The 25,159-nt window shown below is 70.3% G+C and carries 26 protein-coding genes; 12 read left to right on the top strand and 14 right to left on the bottom strand.

Going from position 1 to position 25,159, the window contains the following annotated elements; genetic code table 11:
• The first annotated feature begins 4 nt into the window (after positions 1 to 4).
• The 5 genes from EPL03_RS05090 (at position 5) to EPL03_RS05070 (ending at position 4,333) form a co-directional block, all read left to right on the top strand.
• Entirely contained in the window at positions 5 to 1,081 is a 1,077-nt protein-coding gene (locus tag EPL03_RS05090) for a hypothetical protein (RefSeq protein WP_135828236.1), read from the top strand.
• 95 nt (positions 1,082 to 1,176) lie between these two features.
• Complete coding sequence (locus EPL03_RS05085) at positions 1,177 to 1,668, top strand: hypothetical protein (protein ID WP_135828235.1); 492 nt, start codon at positions 1,177 to 1,179, stop codon at positions 1,666 to 1,668.
• A 64-nt stretch (positions 1,669 to 1,732) separates the two neighbouring features.
• On the top strand, positions 1,733 to 2,701 hold the full coding sequence (locus EPL03_RS05080) for an NAD-dependent epimerase/dehydratase family protein (RefSeq protein ID WP_135828234.1): 969 nt from the start codon (positions 1,733 to 1,735) through the stop codon (positions 2,699 to 2,701).
• A gap of 70 nt (positions 2,702 to 2,771) precedes the next feature.
• Positions 2,772 to 3,842 (top strand): non-hydrolyzing UDP-N-acetylglucosamine 2-epimerase, encoded by a 1,071-nt coding sequence (gene wecB / locus EPL03_RS05075; RefSeq protein WP_135828233.1) that lies wholly within the window; start codon positions 2,772 to 2,774, stop codon positions 3,840 to 3,842.
• A 131-nt stretch (positions 3,843 to 3,973) separates the two neighbouring features.
• The gene (locus EPL03_RS05070; RefSeq protein ID WP_135828232.1) at positions 3,974 to 4,333 is read left to right on the top strand and encodes a HalOD1 output domain-containing protein; all 360 of its coding nucleotides are present in this window, start codon (positions 3,974 to 3,976) and stop codon (positions 4,331 to 4,333) included.
• A gap of 23 nt (positions 4,334 to 4,356) precedes the next feature.
• Here EPL03_RS05070 and EPL03_RS05065 read toward each other — a convergent pair whose 3' ends face one another.
• Both EPL03_RS05065 and EPL03_RS05060 read right to left on the bottom strand, forming a co-directional pair.
• Positions 4,357 to 6,480, bottom strand: coding sequence for a S9 family peptidase (locus tag EPL03_RS05065; RefSeq protein WP_135828231.1), 2,124 nt, complete (start codon positions 6,478 to 6,480; stop codon positions 4,357 to 4,359).
• Positions 6,481 to 6,587: 107 nt separating this feature from the next.
• Entirely contained in the window at positions 6,588 to 6,884 is a 297-nt protein-coding gene (locus EPL03_RS05060) for a DUF3784 domain-containing protein (protein WP_135828230.1), read from the bottom strand.
• Between the two features lie 177 nt (positions 6,885 to 7,061).
• Between EPL03_RS05060 and EPL03_RS05055 the strand changes: the two genes are divergently transcribed.
• Entirely contained in the window at positions 7,062 to 7,487 is a 426-nt protein-coding gene (locus EPL03_RS05055; RefSeq protein ID WP_135828229.1) for a helix-turn-helix domain-containing protein, read from the top strand.
• A gap of 37 nt (positions 7,488 to 7,524) precedes the next feature.
• Here the strand turns inward: EPL03_RS05055 and EPL03_RS05050 are convergent, their stop codons facing one another.
• The 9 genes from EPL03_RS05050 to EPL03_RS05010 form a co-directional block, all read right to left on the bottom strand.
• Complete coding sequence (locus EPL03_RS05050) at positions 7,525 to 9,027, bottom strand: hypothetical protein (protein ID WP_135828228.1); 1,503 nt, start codon at positions 9,025 to 9,027, stop codon at positions 7,525 to 7,527.
• A 100-nt stretch (positions 9,028 to 9,127) separates the two neighbouring features.
• The gene (locus tag EPL03_RS05045) at positions 9,128 to 9,328 is read right to left on the bottom strand and encodes a hypothetical protein (RefSeq protein ID WP_135828227.1); all 201 of its coding nucleotides are present in this window, start codon (positions 9,326 to 9,328) and stop codon (positions 9,128 to 9,130) included.
• 74 nt (positions 9,329 to 9,402) lie between these two features.
• The gene (locus EPL03_RS05040; RefSeq protein WP_135828226.1) at positions 9,403 to 10,161 is read right to left on the bottom strand and encodes an ABC transporter ATP-binding protein; all 759 of its coding nucleotides are present in this window, start codon (positions 10,159 to 10,161) and stop codon (positions 9,403 to 9,405) included.
• The gene (locus EPL03_RS05035; RefSeq protein WP_135828225.1) at positions 10,158 to 10,973 is read right to left on the bottom strand and encodes an ABC transporter ATP-binding protein; all 816 of its coding nucleotides are present in this window, start codon (positions 10,971 to 10,973) and stop codon (positions 10,158 to 10,160) included. Before EPL03_RS05035 ends, EPL03_RS05040 begins: the two co-directional genes overlap by 4 nt.
• Positions 10,970 to 12,949 (bottom strand): ABC transporter permease, encoded by a 1,980-nt coding sequence (locus tag EPL03_RS05030; protein ID WP_135828224.1) that lies wholly within the window; start codon positions 12,947 to 12,949, stop codon positions 10,970 to 10,972. The genes EPL03_RS05035 and EPL03_RS05030 overlap by 4 nt, the downstream gene beginning before the upstream one ends.
• 1 nt (position 12,950) lies before the next feature.
• Positions 12,951 to 14,258, bottom strand: coding sequence for an ABC transporter substrate-binding protein (locus EPL03_RS05025; RefSeq protein ID WP_210424899.1), 1,308 nt, complete (start codon positions 14,256 to 14,258; stop codon positions 12,951 to 12,953).
• 136 nt (positions 14,259 to 14,394) lie between these two features.
• Complete coding sequence (locus EPL03_RS05020) at positions 14,395 to 15,429, bottom strand: LLM class flavin-dependent oxidoreductase (protein ID WP_135828223.1); 1,035 nt, start codon at positions 15,427 to 15,429, stop codon at positions 14,395 to 14,397.
• A gap of 76 nt (positions 15,430 to 15,505) precedes the next feature.
• Entirely contained in the window at positions 15,506 to 16,207 is a 702-nt protein-coding gene (locus tag EPL03_RS05015; RefSeq protein WP_135828222.1) for a TIGR00266 family protein, read from the bottom strand.
• Between the two features lie 114 nt (positions 16,208 to 16,321).
• Entirely contained in the window at positions 16,322 to 17,038 is a 717-nt protein-coding gene (locus tag EPL03_RS05010; protein WP_135828221.1) for an EthD domain-containing protein, read from the bottom strand.
• A 156-nt stretch (positions 17,039 to 17,194) separates the two neighbouring features.
• Here EPL03_RS05010 and EPL03_RS05005 point away from each other — a divergent pair, with 156 nt between their 5' ends.
• From EPL03_RS05005 to EPL03_RS04985, 5 genes are all read left to right on the top strand, one after another.
• Complete coding sequence (locus EPL03_RS05005) at positions 17,195 to 18,349, top strand: DUF373 family protein (protein ID WP_168216182.1); 1,155 nt, start codon at positions 17,195 to 17,197, stop codon at positions 18,347 to 18,349.
• Between the two features lie 67 nt (positions 18,350 to 18,416).
• Entirely contained in the window at positions 18,417 to 18,653 is a 237-nt protein-coding gene (locus EPL03_RS05000) for a hypothetical protein (RefSeq protein WP_135828220.1), read from the top strand.
• Between the two features lie 78 nt (positions 18,654 to 18,731).
• On the top strand, positions 18,732 to 19,484 hold the full coding sequence (locus EPL03_RS04995; protein ID WP_135828219.1) for a diphthine--ammonia ligase: 753 nt from the start codon (positions 18,732 to 18,734) through the stop codon (positions 19,482 to 19,484).
• A gap of 176 nt (positions 19,485 to 19,660) precedes the next feature.
• Positions 19,661 to 20,458: a DUF6498-containing protein gene (locus EPL03_RS04990; protein ID WP_135828218.1), complete on the top strand. Its 798-nt coding sequence runs from the start codon at positions 19,661 to 19,663 to the stop codon at positions 20,456 to 20,458.
• Positions 20,459 to 20,515: 57 nt separating this feature from the next.
• A complete protein-coding gene (locus tag EPL03_RS04985; protein WP_135828217.1) occupies positions 20,516 to 21,082 on the top strand; it encodes a hypothetical protein in 567 nt (188 codons plus the stop codon).
• A 19-nt stretch (positions 21,083 to 21,101) separates the two neighbouring features.
• On the opposite strand, the gene EPL03_RS04980 is transcribed toward EPL03_RS04985, so the two are convergent.
• The 3 genes from EPL03_RS04980 to EPL03_RS04970 all read right to left on the bottom strand — a co-directional run bounded on the left by EPL03_RS04980 (position 21,102) and on the right by EPL03_RS04970 (position 23,363).
• The gene (locus EPL03_RS04980) at positions 21,102 to 22,070 is read right to left on the bottom strand and encodes a sugar phosphate nucleotidyltransferase (RefSeq protein ID WP_135828216.1); all 969 of its coding nucleotides are present in this window, start codon (positions 22,068 to 22,070) and stop codon (positions 21,102 to 21,104) included.
• Between the two features lie 159 nt (positions 22,071 to 22,229).
• On the bottom strand, positions 22,230 to 22,643 hold the full coding sequence (locus tag EPL03_RS04975; protein ID WP_210424898.1) for an ArsR/SmtB family transcription factor: 414 nt from the start codon (positions 22,641 to 22,643) through the stop codon (positions 22,230 to 22,232).
• Between the two features lie 84 nt (positions 22,644 to 22,727).
• Positions 22,728 to 23,363, bottom strand: coding sequence for a reverse transcriptase-like protein (locus tag EPL03_RS04970; RefSeq protein WP_135828215.1), 636 nt, complete (start codon positions 23,361 to 23,363; stop codon positions 22,728 to 22,730).
• 131 nt (positions 23,364 to 23,494) lie between these two features.
• On the opposite strand from EPL03_RS04970, the gene EPL03_RS04965 reads away from it, so the two are divergent.
• Positions 23,495 to 25,156: an ABC transporter substrate-binding protein gene (locus EPL03_RS04965; protein ID WP_135828214.1), complete on the top strand. Its 1,662-nt coding sequence runs from the start codon at positions 23,495 to 23,497 to the stop codon at positions 25,154 to 25,156.
• Positions 25,157 to 25,159: the final 3 nt, after the last annotated feature.

Here is a 25,159-nt window from a genome sequence, read left to right as displayed (position 1 = left end):
GCCGATGACGGTCTGGCGGACCGCCGACCCGGACGCCGCGCTGACCGACGCCGCCGACGCCGTGCCGCCCCGCGAGACGACGTGTGCCGACGCGCAGGACGCGGTCAACTTCGTCGTCTTCGAACCCGGGTGGCTCCCCGAGGACTGCCGCGTGAGGACGGTCACGCGACGTCCCGAGCGCCCGCCGGGCCGGCCCCCGGACGTGAGCGCCGACGACGTCGACCAGACGCCACACAGCGAGGGCAACCCCTGCACGGTCCGGGTCGTCGTCGCGGGCGAGGGGCGTCGGCTCCGGCTCAAGCAGTTCCTCTACGACTGGGCACCGCCGGCCGCCAGCGTCGCGCCGCTGTGGGGCACGCCCGAGCCGACCGCCTTCGACTGCGGCGACGCGGTGGGCTGGTTGGGCACCGACTACGAGGACCGGCGCGGGGCCTGCGTCCAGCGCGAGCGCACGCAGGTCGAACTCTCGGTGCTGGCCGGCGCGTTCGACGACGCGGAGCTGACCCGGCTCCTCGACGACCTCGCGCCGGCCGACCCGGAGGGTGCGGGTCGGGTGCGAGCGGTCCCGTTCCACCGGCTCGCCTACTGGCCCCGCTACAGGTGTCGCCCGCCGGTCGTCCCGCACGGGCTGTGGGACTACGCGCCCGAGCACCCCTACGGGGAGAACCTGTCGCTCTCGCTGCTCGCGCTCGCGGAGGGGTCGCCCGTGCCCGCGCTCGTGCCGCCCGGCGAACGATTCCTGCTCGACTCGGCACTCGCGTTCCCGGACGACGACGCGGTCGAGACCGTCTTCCGGAACCGGGCGAGCGGGAGCGATCACCTCTGGCTGGTGGCGGCCGCCGAGGGGAGCCGGCTCGCGCCCGACCTCCCGCCCGAGCCCGCCGACCAGCCGGCCGAGACGCGCCGGGCGGTCGACCTGCGCGGGACGACCGTCCACTACGCCGCGCTCTCGGAGTCCCGGGGCGCGTGGGAGGCCGTCTGGTCGGAGCGGGGCACCAGATACGCCGCGTGGGCCGGCGCGTCGCGACACCTCGACGGCGAACGGTTCCGCGACCTCGTGGCCTCGCTGACCACGCCCTGACGCCGGCGTCGCGGCTCGGCGTCGGTGCGTTCGCGACCGTCACCGTCGCGGAGCGAACCGTGACACCCTTGAAGCGGTCGTCCCGAATCCCCAGTATGGACTCCCAGAACGCGTCGGGCGACGCCCCGGCCGGGCCGCTGGAATCGGACTTCCCCTCGCCGGTCGCGCTGGTCGCGGCCCACCTCGCGGTCGCGGTCGCGGTCGTCCACCTCTCGATGGGGCTGTTCAACTGGTTCCGGTGGGCGAACGCCGGCTTCCTGATTCCCCGGGACCTGCGGTGGCCGCTGTTCGTCGTCTCGGGACTCGCGCTGTTCGCGGGACTCGTGGTGGCCGCCCAGGGGCGCTACCGCCGGCCGCTGTACGCCGGGGGCATCGCGCTGATGGCCACCTACGTCGTGGGCTACTTCGGCTGGCACATGGGCGGGCACCGACCCCAATTCATCGTCGGCCGGGGAACCACCCACCAGGAGCCGTTCGTCAGCGTGTTCGTCGACCACCTGTTCGCCGGTCCGGTCGAGTTCCTCGCCATCGTCGCGGAGGTGGCGCTGGCGGCGGTGCTGGCGTACCTGCTGGTTCGGGAATCGTAAGTCTCCGGTGGCGACGATTCGGCGTGACACACTTTTTTCACGGTTCCGGACCCACACACCCACGATGGCCGAATCAGAGACGGTACTGGTCACGGGTGGCACCGGCTTCATCGGGTCGTACGTGTCGCGGGGCTTCGTCGAACAGGGTCACGACGTGGTCGCATACGACCTCTCGACCGACGACCGCATCCTGTCGAAGCTCGGCGTCGCCGACGACGTCGACATCGTTCGCGGCGACATCACCGACCCGACCAGCGTCGTCCGGGCGATAAAGGAGTCGGGCGCGACCCGCGTGGTCCACCTCGCGGCGCTGTTGACCAACCTCGCGCGCGACAACCCGCGCGGCGCGGCCGAGGTCAACGTGATGGGCACGAACAACGTGTTCGAGGCCGCCCGGACCCTCGACGACCAGGTCGAGCGCGTGGCGTGGGCCTCCTCGGCGGCGGTGTACGCCCCGCCGGCAAACTACGACTCCGAGTGGGTCGACGAGGAGGACCTGGTCTACCCCGACACGCTGTACGGCGCGACCAAGGAGTACAACGAGCACCAGGCGAAGGTCTACTTCGAGGACCACGACCTGAGCCACGTCGGCCTCCGGCCCACGGTCGCGTACGGCCCCTACCGGGAGACCGGCGGGTCGGCGTTCCTCGCCAACATCGTCGAGAAGCCCGCCGTCGGCGAGTCGTTCTCGGTGGAGTACGGCGACCAGGTCATCGACTGGCAGTACGTCGAGGACGTGGCCCAGGCGTTCCGCAAGGCCGCGTTCGCCCCCGAGGAGGACCTGAGCCAGCGCATCTACAACGTCCGGGGCGAGGTCGCGTCCATCCGCGAGGCGGTCGAGACCATCCGGGACATCGTGCCCGACGCCGACGTCGAGGTCAGCGACGAGGGCGAACTCCCGTGGACCCAGAAGCTCGACATGACCGACGCCCAAGCGGACCTCGGCTACGACCCCGAGTACGACCTCGAAGCCGGCTTCCGCGCGTACGTCGCCGCGCTCCGCGAGGAGCACGGGCTGGAGCCCCTGGCGTAACTCGAGTAGGCACCGACTGACGCCGGGTACGAGCCGGATAACGAAACGCCGTCGCGTCGACGCTCGCGGTATGAAGATACTCACGGTCGTCGGCGCGCGCCCCCAGTTCGTCAAGGCCTACCCGGTCTCGCGCCGACTCCGGCGCGACCACGAGGAGGTGTTGGTCCACACCGGACAGCACTACGACGAGGCGCTGTCGGACGTGTTCTTCGACGAGTTGGGCATCCCCGAGCCCGACCACCACCTCGGCGTCGGCTCGGGGCCCCACGGCGAGCAGACCGCCGCGATGATCGCCGGCATCGAGGACCGACTCGCCGACGAAGACCCCGACCTCGTGCTGTGCTACGGCGACACCAACTCCACGCTGGCGGCCGGAATCGTCGCCTCGAAGACCGAGATCCCGCTGGCCCACGTCGAGGCGGGGCTGCGGAGCGACGACCGCGGGATGCCCGAGGAGGTCAACCGCGTGCTGACCGACCACGCGGCCGACTGCCTGCTCGCGCCCGGCGAGGCGGCGGCCGAGAACCTCCGCGCGGAGGGGATTACCGACGGCGTGTTCGTCACCGGCGACGTGATGTACGACGCGGTGTTGCTGGTCCGCGACCGGGCCGCGACCCGCTCGACGATGCTGGCCGACCTCGGGGTCGCGGCCGGCGAGTACGTCCTCGCGACGGTCCACCGCGCGCACAACACCGACGACCCCGACCGGCTCGCGGGCATCCTCGACGCGCTCGCGGCGGTCGACGACGAGGTGGTGTTCCCGGCCCACCCGCGAACCACCGACGCGATGCGCGAGTACGGGCTGTACGAGGACGCCGCCGAGGAACTGACGCTCGTCGACCCCGCGGGCTACGTCGACTTCGTGGCGCTGGTCGCCGACGCGCGCGCCGTCGCGACCGACTCGGGCGGCGTCCAGAAGGAGGCCTTTTTCCTCGACACGCCGTGCGTGACGCTCCGGGACACCACCGAGTGGACCGAGACCGTCGAGGCCGGCTGGAACGTGCTGGTCGGCAGCGACCCCGACCGCATCCGGGAGGCCCTGACGGGGGCGTTCGACCTGCCGGCCGACAGGCCACAGCCGTACGGCGAGGGCGACGCGGCGAGCGCCGTGACGACCGCGCTCGAGTCGGTCGCTCCGTGATTCGGACCCCGCGGTGGGGATTCGAGCCGGCGCGTCGATGGATTTGGATTTCCGGTTCCCCGAATTTTTTGTATCGTCGGCGATTCGACCCTGTATATCGGTTGTGGCCGTCGCCATTACAGTTCGAACCTATGACACACGACACGGAGGAACTGACGGAGCGCGCACCGTCGCTCGACCGCGACGACCGCGCCGCCCATCGCGTCGAACCGAACGACTGGAACCCGAGTACAGCGGTCGTCCTCGCGGTCACGGAGGTAACCGACGCCGACCCGCTCGACGACGGGCCGGTGCTCTACGACGTGCTGGACCCCGACGCGCTCGACCGGCTGTTCGACGACCGCCACGACGGGACCGAGCGGCCGGTCGGCCGGGTCAGCTTCGAGTTGCGCGGCTGTCGGGTGGAAGTGCGGAGCGACAGCGAGGTCATCGTCTTCGAACCGACCGAGGCGTCCGGCGACTCGCGGTCCCCGGCCGCCCGGTCGGCGTGACGCGGCCGACCCGACCCACCGCGTTAGGCCCCGCCCGACTCGCTTCTCGCCGGGTCGAACCGCTCGAACCAGTCGGCGAGCTCCTCGAGTCGGTGGGTCGCCCGGTCGGGGTCCTCGATAGCGTGGTGCTCGTCGGGGTAGACCACCAGCCGCGCCGGGACGCCCCGCTTCTTGAGGCTGACGTACAGTTGCTCGCTCTGTGAGGGCGGACATCGCCAGTCCTCGCCGCCGGCGGTCACGAGCAGCGGCGTGTCCATCTCGCCCACGTCGCCGATGCTGGCGGCCGCCTCGTAGCGCTCGGGCGCTTCCCACGGGAGGCCGAAGTCGTCGGCCCACCAGACCTGCGAGTCGTCGGTGCCGAACGCCGACCGGAAGTCGTAGACGCCGTGTTCGGCGGCGGCGGCCGCGAACCGGTCGGTTTCGGCCACGAGGTACGCCGTGGTGATGCCGCCGTACGAGAAGCCGGTCGCGAACAGTCGGTCGGGGTCGGCCCAGCCTCGCTGGACAACCTCGTCGACGCTGGCCAGCACGTCGGCGGTCTCGCGGGGGCCCCAGTCGCCCCGAATCGCCTCGCTGAACGCCCGGCCGTACGAGGAACTGCCCCGGTAGTTGGGCCGGACGACCACGTACCCCTGCCCGGTCAGGTACGCGAACAGGAACGAGAACGTGGGCGCGTCGTACGACACCGGGCCGCCGTGGACCGAGACGACCGCGGGTCGGGGCTCCGAGTCGGGGGCGTCGGGGTCGAAGTCCTCGGGCAGGTACGCCAGCGCCTCGACCTCGTGGCCCGCCGACTCGACCGTGACCCGCCGACACTCGGGCGTCTCGTGGTCGGCGACGAGGTCGTCGGTCGCGGCGGTGAGCCGGGTCGGTTCTCCGGCGGGGTCGTGGGATTCGGAGTCGCTCGCGTCGGTGTCGAGCGACTCGGCGTCGACGGCGTACAGCTCCGTCCCGTCTCGGGGGTGCGAGAGGACGACCGCCACCGTCCCGCCGCGACAGTCGAACCCCTCGACGGTTCGGTCCCGGCCCTGTTCGCCGAAGGTCCGGACCGGCGGCTCGTCGCCCCGAAAGCGCGCGAGTCGCGTCAGCCCCTCGTCGCCGATAGGTGCCACCACGTCGTCGCCGTGCCACGCCGGGTCGCCGTACCGAGCGACCGTGCGGTCGAGGTCGCCCGCTAGCGACTCGACGGTCGCGGTTCCGGCGGTGGGCTGGTCGTCCGGCTCGAACGCGGCGACGTACGGTTCGGAGGGAACGTGAGCGTTCTCGGGGTCGCGCGCGACGAACGCGAGCCGGTCGCCCTCGGGGTGCCACCGGAGCCGCGAGGCCGTGAGCGTCGAGTCGGTCAGCTTCCGACAGTCCGACCCGTCGGGCGCGACGGTGTAGACGTCCATCACGTAGTTGTCGTCCGGACGGTCGGTCCGGTTCGAGAGGAAGGCGATGCGGTGGCCGTCGGCCCCCGGCACCGGCGCGGGCGACCACGACGGGTCGAGTCCCGTGGCGGGTTCGCGCGCGCCGCCGCCGTAGGCGTCGTCGAGCCGGGTCGCCGTCCGGGTCTCGCAGTCGACGACGAACAGGTAGGTTCGGACGTCGTCGAGCCAGCCGACCCCGTCGTACTTGTGCTGGAGGCGCTCGGTCTCGACGGGCGCGCCGTCCTCGCGGCGGTCGAGGTATTCGCGCTGGTCGTCGGTCGGGTCGCGGGCGGCGACCACGATGCGCTCCCCGTCGGGCCCCCAGTCGAACCCCTCGACGCCCTCCTCGAAGTCGGTGAGTTGACGGGCGTCGCCGCCCCGGTCGAGGTCGAAGGCCCAGACCTGCGTCTCGGGGTCGTCGCTCGTCGCCTCGTCGCCCGCCGACTCGTCGTCCGGGGCCCGCGAGACCGCGATTCCGGCGTCGGTCTCGCGGGCGGCCCGGAAGCCGAGTTTCGAGCCGTCGGGACCCCACGTCGGGTCGCTCGCGTCCGCGACCCGGGTGAGTCGGTACGGCTCGTGGCTCCCGTCGGTCGGGACCACGAACAGCGAGCGCCGGCGCTCGTCGGCGGCGTCGAACTCGTCGGCGACGAACGCGACGCGGTCGCCGGCCGGCGAGACGGCGGGCTCGGACACCAGCCGCAGGTCGTAGAAGTCGTCGAGGTCGAGGGGGTCGGTCATGGCGGGAGCGTTGCAGTCCGGACGTATCAGCGTGTGGGTAGGGGAAACCGACGACTCCCGGTCGTCCGACTCGGCGGCGGGCGACCCCAAGCCCGCGGACCGGTCGGTTATCGGAACTGACGGGAGCCGCGGAGCAACCGGACCACCAGCGCGAGCAACACGACGGCGTACGGAATCCACGCCAGACGGAACCCGAGGTAGTCCACCGCGCTCATCACGAGCGTCAGCGCGGCGACGTAGTAGAGGTGGGTTCCGACGAACGCCGCGAGCCCCTCCTCGTCCCGGAACTGCTCGGCGTCGTAGCCCGCGACGAGGTCCATCATCTGCCGTTCCTTGATCAGATATCCGAGTAGTCCGGCCAGCAGTGCGCTCCCGACGAGGGTCGCGAGCCGCTCGACGCTCATACTTACTGCAAAATAGACCGTTATGTTATACCTTTCGTCTGCGCTCCAATAGTCCGCCGCCGGTCGACGAGCGGCGACGGACGCCGCCGGGGAGCGCGCCCCGGTCGGCCCGTCCCGACCCGCCGAACCGACCGAAACAGATACAGTTATGGGACGGAAATGTGAAAATTCAACCCGATGGACAAACTCGACGGCGTGTCGCGTTCGGCTCTTAGAGAGCAACTCGGCGCAGTCGAGAGTCCGAAGGCGACCAAGCGGCTCATGGTGGCCATCGCCTACAAGGACGGCGTCCGGGTCTCGACGCTGTCCGACCGGTACGGGATTCCGGAGTCGACGCTGTACTACTGGCTCGACCGCATCGCCGACGAACCCATCGCCGACGCCGTCGAGGACGACGACCGTCCGGGCCGACCCGCCGAGCTCGACGACGCCGAGCGGCGCGAACTGTTCGACGCCCTCGCGGACTCCCCGGGGGCCCACGGCTTCGAGGCGTCGTCGTGGACGCCCGAACTCGTCCGGGAGCACGTCGAGCACGAGTACGGCGTCTCATACTCGGTTGGCCACGTCCGACGGCTGCTCCGGGAGTCAGAGGCCCCGCTCTGAACGCCGGCCGAAGGGAGTTCCGCGTGTCGGAGCCAGGTCACCGTCTCGCCGCGAGCAGGGCCGCCGCGAGCGCGAGAAACGCCGCGCCGACGCCGAACCCGGGGACGCCGCCGGACGCGTCGGTCGCCGTCGGCGTGTCCGCCCGGACGGCCCGGTCGGTGGCGTCGGTCGTCGCCGAGTCGACGGCACCGGTCCCGGTCGACGTCGCGCCGGCGGTCCCCTCGCTCGACACGCCGGCGTCTGTCGCCTCGCTCGCCCCGTCACCGGCCGAGCCGCCGATTCTGAGGAGCCAGCCGTCGTCGCCGCCGGCGTCGCCGCCCGCCGTCTCGCCCGCGAGGAGGTAGCCGCCGCCGTGGGCGCGGACGGCGGGCCACGGCTTGTCCCACGCGCTCGTGCCGTAGTAGCGCTCGGACTCGACCCGACCCCCGGCGTCGGTCGCCAGCACGTAGCCGTCGGCGCTCCCGTGGGGTCCCGCGTCGGACCCGCCGGTGAACAGGAAGCCGTCGTCGGTCCGCGCCGCGGAGTCGAGCCACTGGGTGCCCTCGCCGCCGGGCGAGCGCTCCCACGCCACGTCGCCGTCGGGACCGAGCGCCACCAGCCAGCCGTCCCGCGGGCCGTCGCTGTCGCTCTCGGTCTCGCCCGCGAGGACGAAGCCGTCGCGCTCGGGGTCGGGGCCGGCGGGCGCGGCCGCCCACACGTCCTCGCGGTCGGTGCCGCCCACGACGGTCGCCCACTCGCGCTCGCCCGACCCGCCGACCTTCAGCGCCCAGCCGTCGTCGCTATCGCCCTCGATTTTCCCCGCGAGGTAGTAGCCCGAGTCGGCGGGGACGACCGCCCGGAGGGTGCCGCCGTCGTACCCCTCCGGCGGCGAGACGCCGGTCCGCCACGACTCGTCGCGGTCGGCGTCGAGCTTCAGGAGCCACCCTTCGGTGCCGGCGTCCCCGTAGGTGTAGCCCGCGAGCAGGTAGCCCGCGTCTCCGGGCTGGTCGGTCGCGTCCCCCGAGGAGTTCGCGCCGGCCCGGTCGGTCGGGTCCGCCCGCGTCGCGTCGGCCCGGACTGCGGTGCGGACGGCTCCGGGGCCGAGCGCGCGCTCGCGGACGACCTCGCCCGCCGAGTCGACCGCGACGACCCAGCCGTTCGGGGTCCCGCCCTCGTCGGTCCGGCCCGCGAGCAGGTAGCCGTCGTCGGTCGGGACCGCCGCGTACAGGCGGTCGGTGCCGTCCCCGCCCAGCGTCCGGGACCACCGCCGGTCGCCGTCGGCGTCGACCGCGACCAGCCAGCCGTCGTCGCTGCCCTCGCGCTCGGTCCACCCGACCGCGAGGTAGCCGCCGTCGTCGGTCCGGACGAGGTCGGCGAACGCGTCGTCGCCCTCGTCGCCGTAGCTCCCCTGCCACTGCTCGGGGAGGTCGGGCGATGCTCGGGACGCCGAATCGCCGGTCGCGGGGGCGACCGCGAGGGTCGGCCCGGCGGCGACGCCGGCACTCGCCGCGACGACCCCGACGCTCGCGACGACCGCCAGCGCCACGGCTCGATGGTGCATGCGCGTCCCTGGGTCGGGGTCTCACGTTGTTATGGGCCGTCTGCGAGCGAGTAGGCCCGACCTGACGGGGATGGCGGGCCGAACGGCGGCCGGGTCGTCGCTACTCCGGGCGCTGCCACGCCGGGGGTGCCCGACCCAGTCGCCGGAGCGCGGCGGGGTAGCCGAACGCGACCCCGAGCGCGACGACCATGCGCGGGACGAACCCCTCGACGCCCGCCGCCGCCAGCGCGAGGACGCCCACGAAGTAGATGAGCATCATTATCAGGAACTGCGAGAGCAGTTGCCGCCACGCGATGTCCATGCGCGAACCGACGGGGCGCGAGGAATTAAAGGTGGGTAGTTTCGCCGAGCGCGGGCGATTCGGTCGCCAGCGACTCACTTGGTGATGCCGAGGTGGCGGTCCATCACGTCCTCGTCGTCGCGTAACTGGTCGCTCGTTCCGTGGTAGACGATTTCGCCCCGGTCGAGCACGTAGTGGCGGTCGGCGAGTTCGAGCGCCACCTCCACGTTCTGCTCGACCAGCAGGACCGAGATGCCGCCGTCGTTGAGGTCGGCGACGAGTTCCTCGACCCGGCGGACCACGAACGGGGCCAGCCCCTCGGTGGGTTCGTCGAGCAACAGCAGGTCCGCGCCCGCCACCAGCGCACGGCCGATGGCGAGCATCTGCTGTTCGCCGCCCGACAGCGCGCCGCCGAGCCGGTCGGGGTGCTCCCGGAGGTTCTCGAACTCCTCGAGGACCTCGTCGGGGTCGGGCCGGTCGTCGGTCGCCCCGCCGCCGAGGTGTCCGACCCGGAGGTTCTCCTCGACCGTGAGCCCGGGGAAGACGCGCCGCTCCTCCGGCACGAACGCCACGCCCTTCCGGACCGTCTCCTCGGCCGAGAGCCCGGTGACGTCCTCGCCCCGGAAGCTGACCGTGCCGGCCGAGGGGGTGACGTTGCCCACGACCGAGCGCAGGGTCGTGGTCTTGCCCGCGCCGTTGCGCCCGACCAGCGAGACCACCTCGCCCTCGCCGACACAGAGCGACACGTCGTGGAGCACCTCGGTCGCGCCGTAGCCCGCGACCACGCCAGAGACGTCGAGCAGCGGGTCCTGGCAGGCCCCGGCGTCGAGTCGGTCGGGGGCGTCGGAACTCATTCCCGAACACCTCCGAGGTACGCCCGCTGGACCTCGTCGTCGCCCGCGATGCGGTCGGGCGAGCCGGTCGCCAGCACCTGCCCGCGATTCAGCACGGTCACCGAGTCCGAGACGTTCATCACGAGGTCGATGTCGTGCTCGATGAGCAACAGCGTGCGGTCGGAAAGCACCTCCTCGACCAGCCGGATGGTGCGCTGGGTCTCCTCGCTGCCCATCCCGGCGGTCGGCTCGTCGAGCAACACGAGCTCGGGGTCGCCCGCCAGCACCAGCCCGAGTTCGAGGCGTCGCCGGTCGCCGTGGGCCAGGTTGCGGGCGCGGTCGTCGGCCCGGTCGGCCAGCCCGATGTCGGCGAGCACCTCGTCGGTCCGCTCCAACACCGCCTCGAACCGGTCGGTCGGCGAGAGGAACCGGCCGACGAGCGGAATCTCGCCCCGGCCCTGTACCACCGACTGGGCCGCCAGTCGAACGTTCTCCCGGACGGTCAGGCCGCCGAACACGGTGCTTATCTGGAACGACCGACCCATCCCGCGCCGGACCCGCTGGTGGGGCGGCAGGTCGGTCACGTCCTCGCCACGGAAGGTGACCGTGCCCTCGGTGGGCGAGAGCGCGCCGGTCAACACGTTGAACAGCGTGGTCTTGCCCGCGCCGTTGGGCCCGATGACGCTCCGGAACTCGCCCTCGCTGACGTCGAGGTCCACGCCGTCGAGCGCGACGAACTCGCCGAACTGCTTGGTCAGCCCGTCGGTCCGAAGCACGGACTCGGTCGTCGCGTCGAACTCCTCGGTCGTTCCGGACTCGTCGGTGGCGCTCATTCGTTCACCTCCCGGTCGGCGAGGGGTTCGGCCTCGTCGTCGGGCCCGCCGGCCGCCGACCGGTCGCCGGCGAGCTCGGAGAGCCGCCGCGGGAGCGACACCAGCCCGCGCGGGAGCGCGATGACGAAGACCACGAACACGAGCCCCAGCACGGCCTGCCACTGGTCGGTGTACGACGACAGCACGTCCTCGAAGCCGACGAACACGCCCGCGCCGACCATCGGCCCGTAGAGGGTTCCCATCCCGCCCAGCACCGTCATCACGACGACCTCGCCCGAGTTAATCCAGTGGAGCAGCGACGGCGCGACGTAGCCGTCCTGGATGGCGAACAGCCCGCCGGCCAGTCCCGCCATCGCGCCGCTGACGACGAACGCCCGGCGCTTGTAGGCGGTCACGTCGTAGCCGACGAACTCGGTCCGGCGCTCGCTCTCCCGGATGGACTGGAGGACGCTGCCGAACGGCGCGCGCATCATCTGGCGGGCCAACAGGTACGAGCCCACCACGACCGCCAGCAGGACGTAGTAGAACAGCGCGCTCTCGCCCAGCAGCGGAATCGACTCGGCGAGCGCGTCGAGTTCGACGGTGACGCCGCCGAGCCCGTACACCACGTCCGCCCCGAACAGGCCGTCGCTGCCGCCGGTCCAGTCGAACTTGAACACCGCGTTGTAGAACAACTGGGCGAACGCCAGCGTTATCATCGCGAAGTAGACGCCCGACACCCGAATCGAGAGGTAGCCGACCGCCCACGCGATGGCCGCGCAGATGGCGACCGCCGCGACCAGCGCGACCAGCGCCGACGGCGTGACGTGGAGCAACACGAGCATCGCGGCGTACGCGCCGGTGCCGTAGAACAGCGCGTGACCCAGCGACACCAGTCCGGCGTACCCCATCACGAAGTCGAGGCTGAGCGCGAACAGCGCCCAGATGAGCACGTCCGACAGCAGCGTGAGCGCGTACTCGGAGTAGAACACGTCCACCCCGAGCGGCACCACCGCCAACAGCCCGACCGCGACCGCGCCGAACCGGAACCGCTGGGCGTCGGTGAGCAGGCCGCCGGCCGACCCGGCGAGCAGTTCCTCCTCGGACTCCTCGGACGTGCCCCACTCGGGGTTGCCGAACAGCCCCTCGGGCTTGACGAGCAGGACGAGTATCATCAGCGCGAACACGACCAGCCCTTCGAGGCTCTGGGCGTAGCTCCGGGCCAGCGTCTGGGCGACGCCGACGCCGAGCCCGCCCACGACCGCGCCCCGGAAGCTCCCGAGGCCGCCGATGACCACCACGACGAACGCCGGGATGATGGCCTCGTTGCCCATCGTCGTGCTGACGTTCTGGTACGCGCCGAGGACGACCCCCGCGACGCCCGCGAGCGCCGCGCCGACGCCGAATACCAGCGTGTAGTACCGGTCGATGTCGATGCCGAGGTTCCGGACCATCTCGCGGTCCTGCGAACCGGCCCGGACCACGAGACCGACCCGGGTGTTGTTGAGCGCCCACCACGTCGCGACCGACAGCACCGCGCCGAACGCGACGATGAAGTAGCCGTACAGCGAGCCGGTGATGCCAAACACCGTCACCGGCCCTTCGAGCAGCGGCGGCGCGCCGAAGTGCTTGTCCTGGGGACCCCACACGAACGAAATCACGTCGTTGAGTATCAGCACCAGCCCGAACGTCAGCAGGATGTGGTACAGCGGATTCCGGTCGTACAGCGGCCGGAGCGTGAGCCGCTCGATGGCCGCGCCGACCACCCCGACCAGCAGCGGCGCGACGACCAGCGCCACCCAGAACCCCGCGCCGCCGAAGGGCGCGGCGATGGCGAACGCGAGGTACGCGCCCAGCGCGAACAGTTCGCCGTGCGCGAAGTTGATGACGTCCATCACGCCGAAGATGACCGACAGTCCCGCCGCTATCAGGACGTACACCATGCCGATGGTGAGTCCGTTCAGCAGTTGCTCGGCGAATCCCGCGACCCCGACCATGTCAGAGGCTACACTCGACTTGGTCGCAGGGCGGGATGGCGTCCTGACCCTCTATCTTGGTGCGGAGTTCGACGTCTGCGGTCTCGCCCGAGTCGGGTTCGACGTTCTCGCCGGCCCAGACGGGGTTGGTGGCCTGCTGGTCGCACTCCCGGAACCGGTTGGGCCCGTAGAGGCTGGGCACTTCGAGACCCGACAGCGCGCTCCGCACCTCCGCGGGGTCGTTGGTGCCGGACTCCGCGATGCCGTGGGCGGTCATCCGGATGGAGTCGTAGGCGACCCGAGCGAAGCTGTCTGGGGCCGCGTCGTAGGCGTCCTGATACGCGCTCACGAAGTCCTGGTTGTCGCCGGTGTCGATGCTGGGGACGTACCGGACCCCGCCGTAGGTCCCGTAGGCCGCCGGGCCGAGCGCGGCCCGGGCGGTCTGGAACGTCATGGTCCCCGCCACGATGTCGACGTCCGCTTTGAGTCCCTGGTCGGCGGCCTGGGAGGTGAAGTTGACGAGGTCGCCGCCGGTCATGCCCAACACCACGACGTCCGCCTCGGAGTTGCCGATCCGACTGACGAACGAGCCGTAGTTGCTCGCGCCCAGTTCCGACCGGGAGACGCCGACCTCCTCGTACTCGTCGCTCTCGGCCTCCATCCGGGAGCTCCACTCCTCGCGGACCGAGTCGCCGTACGCGTAGTCGGCGATGTGGAACCATACGTTGGTGCCGACGTTGTTCACCGTCCACGGGGCCATCGCCTCGGCGATCTGGGCGGTGTGGGTCTCGGCCCGGAACACCCACTCGTTGCACTCCGCGCCCGTGATGTTCATCGCGGCCGCGCCGGGGTTGTAGATGACCTCCTCGGACGCCGCGAACTCGTTGAGCGCGAGCGCCGTCGAACTGGATATCGCGCCCATGATGTACTGCGCGCCGTCCTGCTCGACGACCTTCTGAGCGAGTTGGCGGCCGGTCGCGGTGTCGGCCTGCGTGTCCTCGTAGACCCCCTCTATCTGGAAGTCGAACTCGTCGCTACCGTTGACGTGCTCGATTGCGAGCTCGGCCCCCTGACGCTGGCCCTCCGCGAGCGCGCCGTAGGTCCCCGTCATCGGGTTGAGGACGCCGTAGGTCACGTCGTCGATGTTCTGCCCGCCGCCACCGCCGACGCAGCCCGCGAGCGCGCCCGTCCCGGCCGCGCCGGCGAGCGCGAGGAACGCCCGGCGAGACGAAGCCGAAGACAATCGCCGGGACCGGTCCCCGCCGTCCGCCGACGGGTCGCCGGGAGGGTTCGGTGCGCCGAGTTCTCGTCCAGTGGTATCGTCACGCATACCCAAATGCGGAATCTATAATTATAAATATCTTTGCGTAGGGTTGCCGGTAGAATCGCCGGGAAAAAACTCGAACTGATAGCGAGTCCGACACGAACCGGTGCGGCCGCCGACGGTCCCCCACGCCTGCCGGACGTCAGTCGAACGCGGGAACGACCTCGTCGCCGAGTCGCTCGACGCACTCGACCATCCGGTCGGTGCCGACGCCGGGGTAGTAGGTCCGGAAGACGAAGTGGACGTCGTCGCCCAGCGCCCCGCGGTACGCCTCCAGTGGGTCGATTACCTGGTCGGGCGTGCCGAAGACGGCTTGGTCTTTGAGTTCCTGCTTGCGGTCGTCGTCGAGTTGTTCGACGGGGTCGCCCGAAAAAATCTCGGCGTACCGGCGCTGGATGTAGAAGTACCCCTCCTTCATCGCGTCCCACGCTTCCTCCTTCGAGTCGCCGACGAAGCCGTGCTGGAGCACGTATATCTGGAAGTCGTCCTCGGCGTCGCCGTCCTCGCCGGCGTCGGGTCGAAGCCCCTCCTCGGCGCGCACGTTCCGGACGTCCTCGACGCGCTTGCGGACGCCCTCGACCGACAGCGCCGAGGGCGCACACCACGCGTCGGCGACCCGGGCCGCGCGCCTGACCGCGGGCTTGGCCGACCCGCCGTACATGACCGGAATCTCGGAGTCCGGTTTCGGCGTCACGGTCGCGTCTGGGCTCACGTCGTGGAACTCGGGGTCGTAGTCGAGGGGGCCCGCCGACCACGCGCCCCGGAGCAGGTCGGTGGTGTCCCGGAGGCGCTCGACGCGTTCGTCCTTTGGGACGCCGAACTGCTCGAACTCGCGGGGGTTCGACCCGATGGCGAGCCCGAGCGTGAGCCGGCCGTCCGACAGCAGGTCGACGGTCGCGGCGTCCTCGGCGAGCCGCACGCCGTCGTACAGCGGCGCGAGCGCGATGCAGGTGCCGAGTTCGACGTCGTCGGTCTCGGCCGCCAGCGCACCGAGCGAGGGCATCGTCGCCGAGAGGTAACCGTCCTCCGCGAAGTGGTGCTCGGAGACCCACGCGCTGGCCAGCCCCGCGTCGTCGATGGCCCGACCCAGCCGCAGCATCTCGTCGTATATCTCGCTGGTCGAGCGGTCGTCGTCCGGGCGTCGCTGGCAGGTGAACAGTCCGGTCCCTATCTCCATGGCGGGAGGTCGGCCGGACCCGCCTTAATCGTTTATACGGTCCGACGGGCGGCGCGAAAATGTGGCGTCCGGGCGGTTACCCGATATCGATGTCGGCTCCGCCCTCGTCCCCGCCGGGAATCGCGCCCGCGATGGCGCTCGCGAACGAGTCGATGCCCCGGGTCTGGTACCACACCGTCCCCGGGCCGGTGAAGTCCATGACGAGGCCCTCGCCGCTCAGCAGCGACGACTTCAGGCCGCCCACCCGGCGGGCGTCGAAGTCGACGCTGTCGTCCCACGCCACGACGTTCTCGTTGTCGACGACGTACGACTCGCCGGGGCCGAGCTCGACCGTCTCGATGCCGCCGAACGCCTCGATGAACACGTCGCCGGTCCCGGTGAGCGCGAGGGGCGTGACGCTCGCGCCCGCCAGCATCGACTTGAGGCCGCCGAACTCCGAGTCGACGTCGATGCCGGTCTCGGACGCGAGGAACGCGCCGTCGACGGCGTACAGCGTCTCGTCGTCGAGGTGGTGTCTGCTCACGTCGCCTGGCGTCGGCGGCGAGAGCGTCAGCGTCCCGGGTTCGCTCTCGGCGGTGAACTCGTTGACGACGAACGACTCGCCCCCGAGCATCGACTTGGCCGAGCTCAACAGGCCGTCGCGGCTCGACGTCGTCTGGATGGCGACCGACGGCGAGTGGCTGACCATCGCGCCGGGTTCGGTCCGGATGGTCTCGCCGGGGTCGAGTTCGACTACGAGGTGGGTGTACGACGGTCGGTGGGTGAATTCGACATCCATGGTGGATTCAGGACGGTGAGCGTCCGCTCGAGGGTTCTCCTATCACGGGTTTAATCCTTGTGGACGGGTGGCTCGCGGCGGGGTCGGCGGACGGCGCTTCCCGTCGGCGGACTCTCAGGTCTCGTCCTTCTGGACGGTCTCCCGGCCGATGAACCGGGGGCGCTCGTCGATGGCGAGGAAGTTGTTCACGTCCTCGCGGGCCTCCTTGGCCTTGCCCCTGTCGGGGTCGTAGTCCCGCGAGCCCTCGCTGCCCAACGCGTCGTAGAGCTTGTCGAGGTCCTCGAAGTAGAGCTCGGCGATGCCGTCGAACTCGGCGTTCTCGGGGTCGGTCGGCAACACCGTGTTGTACTTCACCACGCCCTCTATCTCGCGGGCGATGGGCGTGTGTTCGTTCTGCCAGTGGTCGACGAACTCCTCGTGGGTCATCCCCTCCTGGCGGACGAGGAACGCCGAGTGCTTGTAGAGGCCGTCCGAGTCGCCGTCGACCTCGTCCTTCTGGACGATTTCCTCGCCGATGAACCGGGGGCGCTCGTCGATGTCGAGGAAGTTGTCCACGTCCTCGCGGGCCTTCGCGGCGACCTCCTTGGTCGGGTCGTAGTCCCGGGAGCCGGGCGAGCCCAGCGCGTCGTGGAGGTCGGGGAGGTCCTCGAAGTAGAGCTCGGCGATGCCGTCGAACTCGGCGTTCTCGGGGTCGGTCGGCAACACCGTGTTGTACTTCACCACGCCCTCTATCTCGCGGGCGATGGGCGTGTGTTCGTTCTGCCAGTGGTCGACGAACTCCTCGTGGGTCATCCCCTCCTGGCGGACGAGCAGCGCGACGTGTTTGTACATACGCGTGGCGTCGTCCGGCCGCGGCTTAAAACGTCCGGAGGTGTAGTGGTCGACCGCCGGACGCGCCGCCAGTTCGGAGACGAGCGCAGGTCGCGACGAGTGCGAACCGACCACGAGGGTTTTTAATCCCGGACCGTCTGGATTCGCCCGTACGACATGAGTACGCTGGTGGTGTGCGTCGACCGCGACGACGACATCGGGACCAACACCGGGCTGGAGACCCCGGTCGCCGGCTGGGAAGCGGTCCGGTCGCTGGTCACCGACGTCGGCCTCGCGGACCCCGAGGACGCCAGCGTGAACTGCCTGCTCGAGACCCTCCGGGTGGCCCGGGACCTGCGGGCCGACGACGAGGACGCGACGGTGGCGGTCATCTCCGGGGCGGCCGAGACCATGGTCGGCCGGGACCGCGCGGTCGCCGAGCAGATGGACGACCTCATCGCCGAGTACGGCCCCGACTCGGCGGTGGTCGTCATCGACAGCGCACAGGACGAGCGACTCGTCCCCATCATCGAGAGCCGCGTGCAGGTCGACGCGGTCGACAGGGTCGTGGTCCGGCAGGCCCGCGACATCGAGTCGACCTACTACCTGCTCAAGCAGTTCCTCGCCGACGAGGAGCTCCGCCAGACCGTGCTCGTCCCGGTCGGGGTCGCCATGCTCGTCTTCCCGGTCCTGTTGATGCTGGCCGGACCGGCTACGGCGGTGGCGTCGATAACGGCGGTCATCGGCCTGTTCGTCCTCTACAAGGGCCTGGGCGTCGACGACTACGTGGCCGACCTGCCCGGCGAGGTCAGGGACGCCCTCTACTCCGGGCGGGTGTCGCTCGTGACCTACGTGGTCGCGTCCGGGCTGACGCTCGTGGGCGTGTTCGCCGGCGCGCTCCGGGTGTCGGACCTGGCAGTTCCGACCCAGGGATTCCTGGTGCCGGCGATGGCGTTCGCGTACGCCAGCGTGCCGTGGCTCGCGGCGGCCGCGATGGCGGCCTCGACCGGACGGCTCCTCGACGAGGTCATCCGCGAGGACCGGCTCCGGAACTCCTACCTCAACCTCCCGTTCGGTGTGCTCGCGGTCGGGCTGGTCGTCCGCGGGTTCTCGTCGTACTTCCTCCAGCGCGAGGCGCTCGTCGAGCCGATAGCGATGCCCCGCGTCGAGGTCGGCAGCCTCGCGGTCGACCGGCTCGTCCTCCTGCCGGGGACCCGCATGGCGGTGTTCGTCGTCGCGGGCGTCGTCGTGAGCCTGCTTGGCGTCCACGTCTCCTCGTACCTCAGCGGGTCGCGGTTCGGCGGGGAGTTCGACGAGGAGCTGGCGGAGTGAGACCGTTCCGTCGGTATCCGAACACTTTTCAGTCGCGGCTCGTTGGGTTTCGAGGAGGCACTACCGCATGGGACTTCTCGACTCGTTCGGCGTACTCGTGAGTAGTATTATCGCGGCAATCGTGATGTTGGCCTTTGCCGTCCTCAGCTTCTTCGTCACGGTGTTCATCGTCCAGGCGGGGTCGGGGCTCGCCGGCTACTCCCCGAGCGGCGACTTCGTCGCGCTGTCGGCCGCCCTCCTGTCGACGGGTGCCATCGTCGCGGGCGCGTCCCCGATGGCGGGACTCACCGGCGACGCGGAGTAGCGTCCCGACCCCTCTTCGGCGACGCGCCCCACGTGGCGATTCGCCGCACCTAAATCCGCCCGGTTCGGACGCTCCAGCATGACCGGAGACACGCCAGCGACCGACGACGCCGCGACCGACGGGTCGTGGGTCAGCCTCTTCTCGGGCGGCAAGGACTCCTCGTGGGCGCTGTACCGCGCGCTCGAATCGGGACGCGACGTGTCCCGACTGGTGACCGTCCACCCCGACGGCGACTCGTACATGTACCACGTGCCGGCGACCGAACTCGCGGGCCTCGCGGCCGAGAGCGTCGGCATCGAACTCGTGGAGGTCGAACCCGACGACTTCGAGGCCGGGGCGGCCGCCGAGTCGGGCGCGCAGGGCGACGCCGAACTCCGGCCGCTGGAGGCGGCCCTGCGGGACCTCGACGGGGAACTGCCGGGCGGTATCGCGGGGCTGACTGCGGGCGCGGTCGAGAGCGAGTACCAGACCTCCCGCATCGAGGCGATGGCCGACCGGCTCGACGCCGACCTGTTCGCGCCCCTCTGGCAGCGCGAACCCCGCGACCTCGCCGACGCGATGCTCGACGCCGGCTTCGAGATTCGAGTCATCCGGGTCGCGGCGTACGGACTCGACGAATCGTGGCTCGGCCGGACGCTGGACGCCGAGGCGTTCGCGGAACTGGCGGAACTGAACGACGAGTACGGCGTCCACCTGCTCGGCGAGGGCGGCGAGTTCGAGACGCTGGTCACGGACGGCCCGCACATGGACCGACGCATCGAACTGGACTACGAGAGCGAGTGGGACGGCTCCCGCGGGACTTTGAAAATCGAGGACGCGCGGCTGGCGTGAACGAGTCTACGCGGCGCGTCGGTCGCGCGAGCGATGGGGAAAGGACACCGACAGTCGCACCGCGAGCGACCCGGGGCTGAGCACCGCCGAGCGAGCGTGGGTCTGGTCCAGTTGTTTCGGAAGAAGATGGTGGAACAACAGTGCCTTTTTCGATAGGTAGCCCGCAAGACCCCACGATGACCCCCGACGGTCGGACGGAAGCCACGGCCGACGTCCGAGAGTTCGTACCGGTCGCCCTCTCGAATCTCCTGCCGCTGGGCGGCGTCGTCTTCCTCGGCTGGGAGGTCCTGCAGGTGCTGGCGACCTACTGGATAGAGATGGCGGTCATGCTGGTCGTCTACGCTGGTGCGGCGCTGTTCGCCCAGCGGCCGATGGTGCTCGACGGCCGGGACCTGTATCTCCCCGGCGTCTCCGAGGAGACGGAACTCGGGGCGAAGTGGGACGGCGACCCCCGGCGCGTCCACCTGCCGGGGTCGCTTCCGCCGGCGTATCCGCGCAACGCCGGGATGGTCGTCCTGTCGCTCGTCTTCGGTGCCTTCTGGGTGGCGATACCCACGTTCTTCGACTACGTCGCCGTTTCGTCCGCAGTGTCCCCGACGGTGCTCGTGGCCGCGTTCGGCATCGCCGCCTCGCAACTCGTCGAGGTGCGACGGGAGTTCTTCGGGAAGCGTCGCTACGAGGAGGTGTCGGTCCACATGGTGCTCGAGATACCGTTGCGCGTCATCGTCTTCGCGGGCGGGCTGCTGATGGTCCTGCACGTCGTCGGCATCCTCCTGCTGTTGGCGGTGCGCGGAGCGGTCGGCGCGTCGACGTTCGAGACGGTCGTGACCGCCCGCGTCGCCGCGGTCTGCTACGCGGTCGTCGTGATGCTCGCCATGCTCGCCGTCGAGTGGTCGCGGTTCTGGGCGAGCCGCGAAGCGGACCCCGGCGGACTCGCCGGCTGGTTCACTCCGGAGGACCCGCGGGAGGCGTAGCGCGACCGGCCCCGGTGCCGTAATCCTTCTCCCCGTGGGTCGCCTTCGAAACGACCCGTGAGCATCGAAGACCACCTCCGCGGCGACCCCGACCCGGTCTCGCCCGAGCGGGTGATACGCTACTGGCTCCGCGAGGAGGGAGACGGGGCGACCGACGACCCGCCTGACCCCGACGCTCTCGAAACCGAACCTGCGCTCCGGGCGGAACTGTTCGAGCGCGCGCCCATCGCAAAGCGGGCGTTCACCCCGGACCCGGCCGACTGGTACCGCGTCGACCTCACCGAGGAGGCGCTCCGGGACCTCCGAGTCGTCGTCGGTCCCCACGGCGAGGACTGGCGGGCGCTGGCCGACGACGACCGCGTCGAGTCCATCGCCGAGCGCGTCCACGGGGCCGACGACGTGGCGAAACTGGACGCCGAGACGCCCAAGGACGTCGGCGAGGTGGTCGACCTCGCGGACGCCATCGCCGACGGAGCCCCGAAGAGCCGGCTCGTCGTCCTGAAAGACGGCGAGGACCCGGCGTACGTCGTGGACGGCAACCACCGCGCGGTCGCCCACGTCCTCGACCTGCTACGGGGCGGCGAGTTCGAGAGCCGGGTGGCGTACCTGGGCGTTCGGGAGTGACCGCGGGAACGACGCTCGATTACTCCCCGTTCAGAATCTGGGTGTGCGCGCCGATGAGCGCGCCCGCGAGGTCCATGTTCTCGACGCGGGTCTTCTCGTCGATGATGGAGTCGCGGACGTCGCAGTCCCGGATGGTCGCGCCCGGGAAGACGATGGCGTTGTTGACGCTGGAGTTGACCAGTTCCGCGTCCGCCATCACGTGGACGTTCTCACCGACCGTGGTGTTCTCGACCGTCGCGGAGTCGGCGATGCGGTTCTCGCCGTCGAGTTTCCACGCCACCGCTTCGAGGTAGCTCTCGGGCGTACCGATGTCGAACCACGCCTCGTCGAAGGCGTAGGCGTGGACCGACTCGCGCTGCTGGAGCCACTGGACGAACCAGCCGGGTTCGTCGGGGTTGTTGCCGTTTTCGAGGTACTCGTCGAGCAGCGGGAGCGTCTCGGCGGTGAACGCGTAGCAGGCGATAGAGACCAGCGTGCTCGCCGGGTCGTCGGGCTTCTCCTGGAAGTCGACCACCTCGTCGCCGTCGAGTTCGACCAGCCCGTAGGACTTGGCGCGCTCGCGGGAGCCGACGTCGTAGGCCGCCAGCGTCGGCGACCCCTTCTCCGCGAAGAAGTCGACGAAGTCGCTGACGCCGAAGCTGATGAGGTTGTCGCCCGCGACGACGAGGGTGTCGTCGGTGACGTTCTCGCGGTCGAACAGCTGGGCCAGCGCGCCGACGACGCCGAACTTCTCGTCCTCCTCGGAGGTGTCCTCGACCGTGAGCGTCGGCTTGTCGAACTCGCTGTCCGCGAGGTGGTCGCGAAAGTCGTCGGCGAACCGCTCGTTGGTCGAGACGTACACCTCCTCTATCCGGTCGTCGGCCTCCAGTTCGGCGAATATCTGGTCGATGACCGTCGAGTCGCCGACCGGGAGGAACATCTTGGGCCGGTGCTTGGTTATGGGCCAGAGCCGGGTCGCGTATCCGCCCGCGAGAACGACGGCTTTCATATCGCGAGCGTCGACCCCGCGCGATAAGTCCTTTTTCATTACCGGCCCGCGCCCGACTCAGTACCGGCCCGAGCCAGGCCGTCGATTCCGCGGGCGTTCGGACGGGACAGACCCGAACCGGCGGCGTCCGTCCCACGCCGGGTCGGTCCCGACGCCCAATCAGTCCGACCGCGCGAGTTCGAGCCAATCCGAGACGACCGCTCCGCCCCGATACCGGACGACGCCGCTCCCGTCGTCGAACTCCACCAGTCCGACCTCCGCAAGCTTCGGGAGGTGGACGTGGTGGAGTCTGGTCGCGACTCGCTCGCGCTCGCCGGTCGACGCGTCGTCGCCGGAATCGGAGCTCGCGCTCGCGGCGTCGACGCCCGGAGCGATGCCGTCTGTCAGGTCGGCGACCGTCGCCGCGTCGCCCTCGCAGTCGTCGAGGTACGCGAGGATGCGCCGGCGCTGTTGGTCGGCGAGCGCCTCGAACAGCGCGTCCAGTTCCGCGCCGCCCGGTCGGTCGTCGAAGACGGCCGTTCCGTAGCCCGTCGATGCCCCTCGGTCGTTCGTCGGTGCGCGTTCGTGGCTCATGCTGGCGCGTCGGCCGACGCTTTCGCACGGACCACGATGAACGGTGGGCCTAAACAGTGAGGTACGCCCGGTCGACTGGCGGCGTCAGTCGCTCGCGCGCCGGTCGGCCCGGGACGGCGGCGGAATCTGGGCCTCGCCCGAGTCGGGGGCGTCGGGGAGCAGACAGCGGTCGGACTCCCGGTTGACGTGGGCGTACTCGCCGGGCGCGTTCGCCAGCGCGTGGGCCGGGTTCTGACCGCTCGCGAGCACCGCCGCCCGGACCTCGTCGAACCGACAGACCCGAGCGCGGATGCCCCGCCAGTGGTTGCTCCCCGCCGGCGGGACCGTCAGCCGCCGCGGCGGCGAGCGGTCGGCGCGTCGGGCCGCAAGCGCCGCGCTGTTGACGTTGGCCCCGAGGTCGTCGTGGTCGACGAGGACGCCCACCCGGGCGTCGGCCGGCGCGCGCTCGGCGAGCACGTCGAGGCCGAGGTGGAGCGCCCGGTACTCCGCGACGTTGTTGTCCGCGACCGTGCGGTCGGGGAGCGCGAGTCGCGCGACCCGCTCGCCGTCTCGGGTCTCGATGATGACGCCCAGCCCGCCCTCGTCGCCGTCGAGGCTGTAGGAGCCGTCGGTGGCGACGTAGAAGTCCCGGTGGTGCGTTCGGGGCGGGTGGGCGATGTGCGGCGTGGGCGATTCGTCGAACAGTGCCCGGAGTTGGGAGGAACGGCCGTGAACGGCCATGTATGCCGCTTCGATTCGGGGAAACTTAAACTTACGGCCCGGCATCGACGGACGGGCGAACGAACGACGAGAGCGGCGACTGCTGTAGTTCACCACAGCATATTTATATCATAGTAGATGTTGTACTCGGTATGGTGCACGACAAAGATACATCCAGACGGACGTTCCTCAAGGGGGCCGGCGCTGCTGCGGCCGCCGCGTCGCTCGCCGGCTGTAGCGGCGGGGGCGACCAGGAGACGACCGACGCCGAGACGACCGCCGACGACGACGGTGCTGACACCGAGACGGTCGCCGACGAGGAGACCGAGACGACCGAGGAGGAAGGCGACGGCGGGGCCGGGGAGTTCGAGGTCACCATCACGCAGGGCCAGATGCCGACCGGCCTCGACCCCCACGACCACCGCGAGACCTCGACCGACAACGTGGTCCTCCACGCGTACGAGGGGCTGCTCGCCCGCGACCGCGAGGGCGCGACCATCGAGGGGCTGGCGACCGAGTACGAGCGCGTCGAGGACGGACTCGTCCGGTTCACCATCCGGGACGGCGTCACCTTCCACAACGGCGACGACTTCACGCCCCAGGACGCCGCCTACAGCATCAACCGCATCGTCGACCCCGAGGTCGACTTCGAGAGCCCGCAGAACGACCAGCTCGCGGGCGTCACCGGCGCGGAGGTCTCCTCGGACGCCGACAGCGCGATCGACGTCTCCTCGGACGGGTTCAACCCGACCGTCTTCTCGTCGTTCGCGACGTACGGCGACATGGTCCAGCAGTCGTGGATAGAGGACAACGAGAGCGCCTACATCAACCAGAACATGAACGGCACCGGGCCGTTCCAGTTCGCCGAGTACAGCCAGGACGAGCAGGTCGTCCTCGAACGCTACGACGACTACTGGGACGGCGCGGCCGACGTGAGCGAGTTGACGTTCACCGCCGCCAGCGAGTCCGGGACCCGAGTCAACCAGTTGCTCAGCGGCGAAACCGACGTCATCGTCAACGTACCGCCCCAAGACGCCGAGCGGGTCCGGGGCAACGACGGCACTCGACTGTCGGCCGTCCCGAGTACCCGACTGGTGTTCGCCGCCATGCGGTACGACGTCGAGCCATTCAGCAGCCAGCAGTTCCGGCAGGCGATGAACTACGCGGTCGACCTCGATAGCATCATCGAGAACGTCCTCCAGACGTTCGGTGCGCCCACGGCCCAGCCCACCCTCGAAGGGTTCGTCGGCCACAACCCGGACCTCGACCCCTACCCGTACGACCCCGACCAGGCCGAGTCGCTGGTCGAGGAGAGCGGCTTCGCCGGCGCGGAGATAACCCTCGACGGCCCGACGGGTCGGTACCTGCGTGACGTCGAGATCGCCCAGGCGGTCGCCGACCAGATCGACAGCCTGTCGAACGTCTCGTGTTCGTACAACCAGCGGGAGTTCTCCTCGCTGGCGGGCGAGGTCACGAACGGCGACATCACGACGAGTCCGCCGTTCTACCTGCTCGGCTGGGGCGAGGCCACCTTCGAGGGCGCGCTCACTATCGGCTCGCTGATGACGACCGACGGCTCGCTCACCTCGTTCTCGAACGAGGAGATAGACGACCTCCACGCGCAGGCCCAGAGCGAACCCGACGCCGAGGAGCGCGAGTCCATCCTCCAGGAGCTGAACGCGGTCGTCCACGAGCAGGCTCCGTGGGTCTTCCTCAACCGCCAGTACAGCGTCTACGGCGTCAACGACCGCGTCTCGTGGGAAGCTCGCAGCGACGAGCGCATCAACGCCTACGCGATGAGCCCGTCCGAGTAGGAC

This window comes from Halorussus halobius (genome assembly GCF_004765805.1).
GTDB lineage: Archaea > Halobacteriota > Halobacteria > Halobacteriales > Haladaptataceae > Halorussus > Halorussus halobius.
The sequence above is the reverse complement of the archived record's forward strand: the minus strand, read 5'-3'. Positions and strand labels throughout refer to the sequence as shown.

Bases quoted from the DNA above. Each gene is read 5' to 3' on its own strand.
- EPL03_RS05090 (WP_135828236.1), top strand. From the start codon at position 5: ATGACGGTCTGGCGGACCGCCGACCCGGACGCCGCGCTGACCGACGCC.
- EPL03_RS05085 (WP_135828235.1), top strand. From the start codon at position 1,177: ATGGACTCCCAGAACGCGTCGGGCGACGCCCCGGCCGGGCCGCTGGAA.
- EPL03_RS05080 (WP_135828234.1), top strand. From the start codon at position 1,733: ATGGCCGAATCAGAGACGGTACTGGTCACGGGTGGCACCGGCTTCATC.
- wecB (WP_135828233.1), top strand. From the start codon at position 2,772: ATGAAGATACTCACGGTCGTCGGCGCGCGCCCCCAGTTCGTCAAGGCC.
- EPL03_RS05070 (WP_135828232.1), top strand. From the start codon at position 3,974: ATGACACACGACACGGAGGAACTGACGGAGCGCGCACCGTCGCTCGAC.
- EPL03_RS05065 (WP_135828231.1), bottom strand. From the start codon at position 6,480: ATGACCGACCCCCTCGACCTCGACGACTTCTACGACCTGCGGCTGGTG.
- EPL03_RS05060 (WP_135828230.1), bottom strand. From the start codon at position 6,884: ATGAGCGTCGAGCGGCTCGCGACCCTCGTCGGGAGCGCACTGCTGGCC.
- EPL03_RS05055 (WP_135828229.1), top strand. From the start codon at position 7,062: ATGGACAAACTCGACGGCGTGTCGCGTTCGGCTCTTAGAGAGCAACTC.
- EPL03_RS05050 (WP_135828228.1), bottom strand. From the start codon at position 9,027: ATGCACCATCGAGCCGTGGCGCTGGCGGTCGTCGCGAGCGTCGGGGTC.
- EPL03_RS05045 (WP_135828227.1), bottom strand. From the start codon at position 9,328: ATGGACATCGCGTGGCGGCAACTGCTCTCGCAGTTCCTGATAATGATG.
- EPL03_RS05040 (WP_135828226.1), bottom strand. From the start codon at position 10,161: ATGAGTTCCGACGCCCCCGACCGACTCGACGCCGGGGCCTGCCAGGAC.
- EPL03_RS05035 (WP_135828225.1), bottom strand. From the start codon at position 10,973: ATGAGCGCCACCGACGAGTCCGGAACGACCGAGGAGTTCGACGCGACG.
- EPL03_RS05030 (WP_135828224.1), bottom strand. From the start codon at position 12,949: ATGGTCGGGGTCGCGGGATTCGCCGAGCAACTGCTGAACGGACTCACC.
- EPL03_RS05025 (WP_210424899.1), bottom strand. From the start codon at position 14,258: ATGCGTGACGATACCACTGGACGAGAACTCGGCGCACCGAACCCTCCC.
- EPL03_RS05020 (WP_135828223.1), bottom strand. From the start codon at position 15,429: ATGGAGATAGGGACCGGACTGTTCACCTGCCAGCGACGCCCGGACGAC.
- EPL03_RS05015 (WP_135828222.1), bottom strand. From the start codon at position 16,207: ATGGATGTCGAATTCACCCACCGACCGTCGTACACCCACCTCGTAGTC.
- EPL03_RS05010 (WP_135828221.1), bottom strand. From the start codon at position 17,038: ATGTACAAACACGTCGCGCTGCTCGTCCGCCAGGAGGGGATGACCCAC.
- EPL03_RS05005 (WP_168216182.1), top strand. From the start codon at position 17,195: ATGAGTACGCTGGTGGTGTGCGTCGACCGCGACGACGACATCGGGACC.
- EPL03_RS05000 (WP_135828220.1), top strand. From the start codon at position 18,417: ATGGGACTTCTCGACTCGTTCGGCGTACTCGTGAGTAGTATTATCGCG.
- EPL03_RS04995 (WP_135828219.1), top strand. From the start codon at position 18,732: ATGACCGGAGACACGCCAGCGACCGACGACGCCGCGACCGACGGGTCG.
- EPL03_RS04990 (WP_135828218.1), top strand. From the start codon at position 19,661: ATGACCCCCGACGGTCGGACGGAAGCCACGGCCGACGTCCGAGAGTTC.
- EPL03_RS04980 (WP_135828216.1), bottom strand. From the start codon at position 22,070: ATGAAAGCCGTCGTTCTCGCGGGCGGATACGCGACCCGGCTCTGGCCC.
- EPL03_RS04975 (WP_210424898.1), bottom strand. From the start codon at position 22,643: ATGAGCCACGAACGCGCACCGACGAACGACCGAGGGGCATCGACGGGC.
- EPL03_RS04970 (WP_135828215.1), bottom strand. From the start codon at position 23,363: ATGGCCGTTCACGGCCGTTCCTCCCAACTCCGGGCACTGTTCGACGAA.
- EPL03_RS04965 (WP_135828214.1), top strand. From the start codon at position 23,495: ATGGTGCACGACAAAGATACATCCAGACGGACGTTCCTCAAGGGGGCC.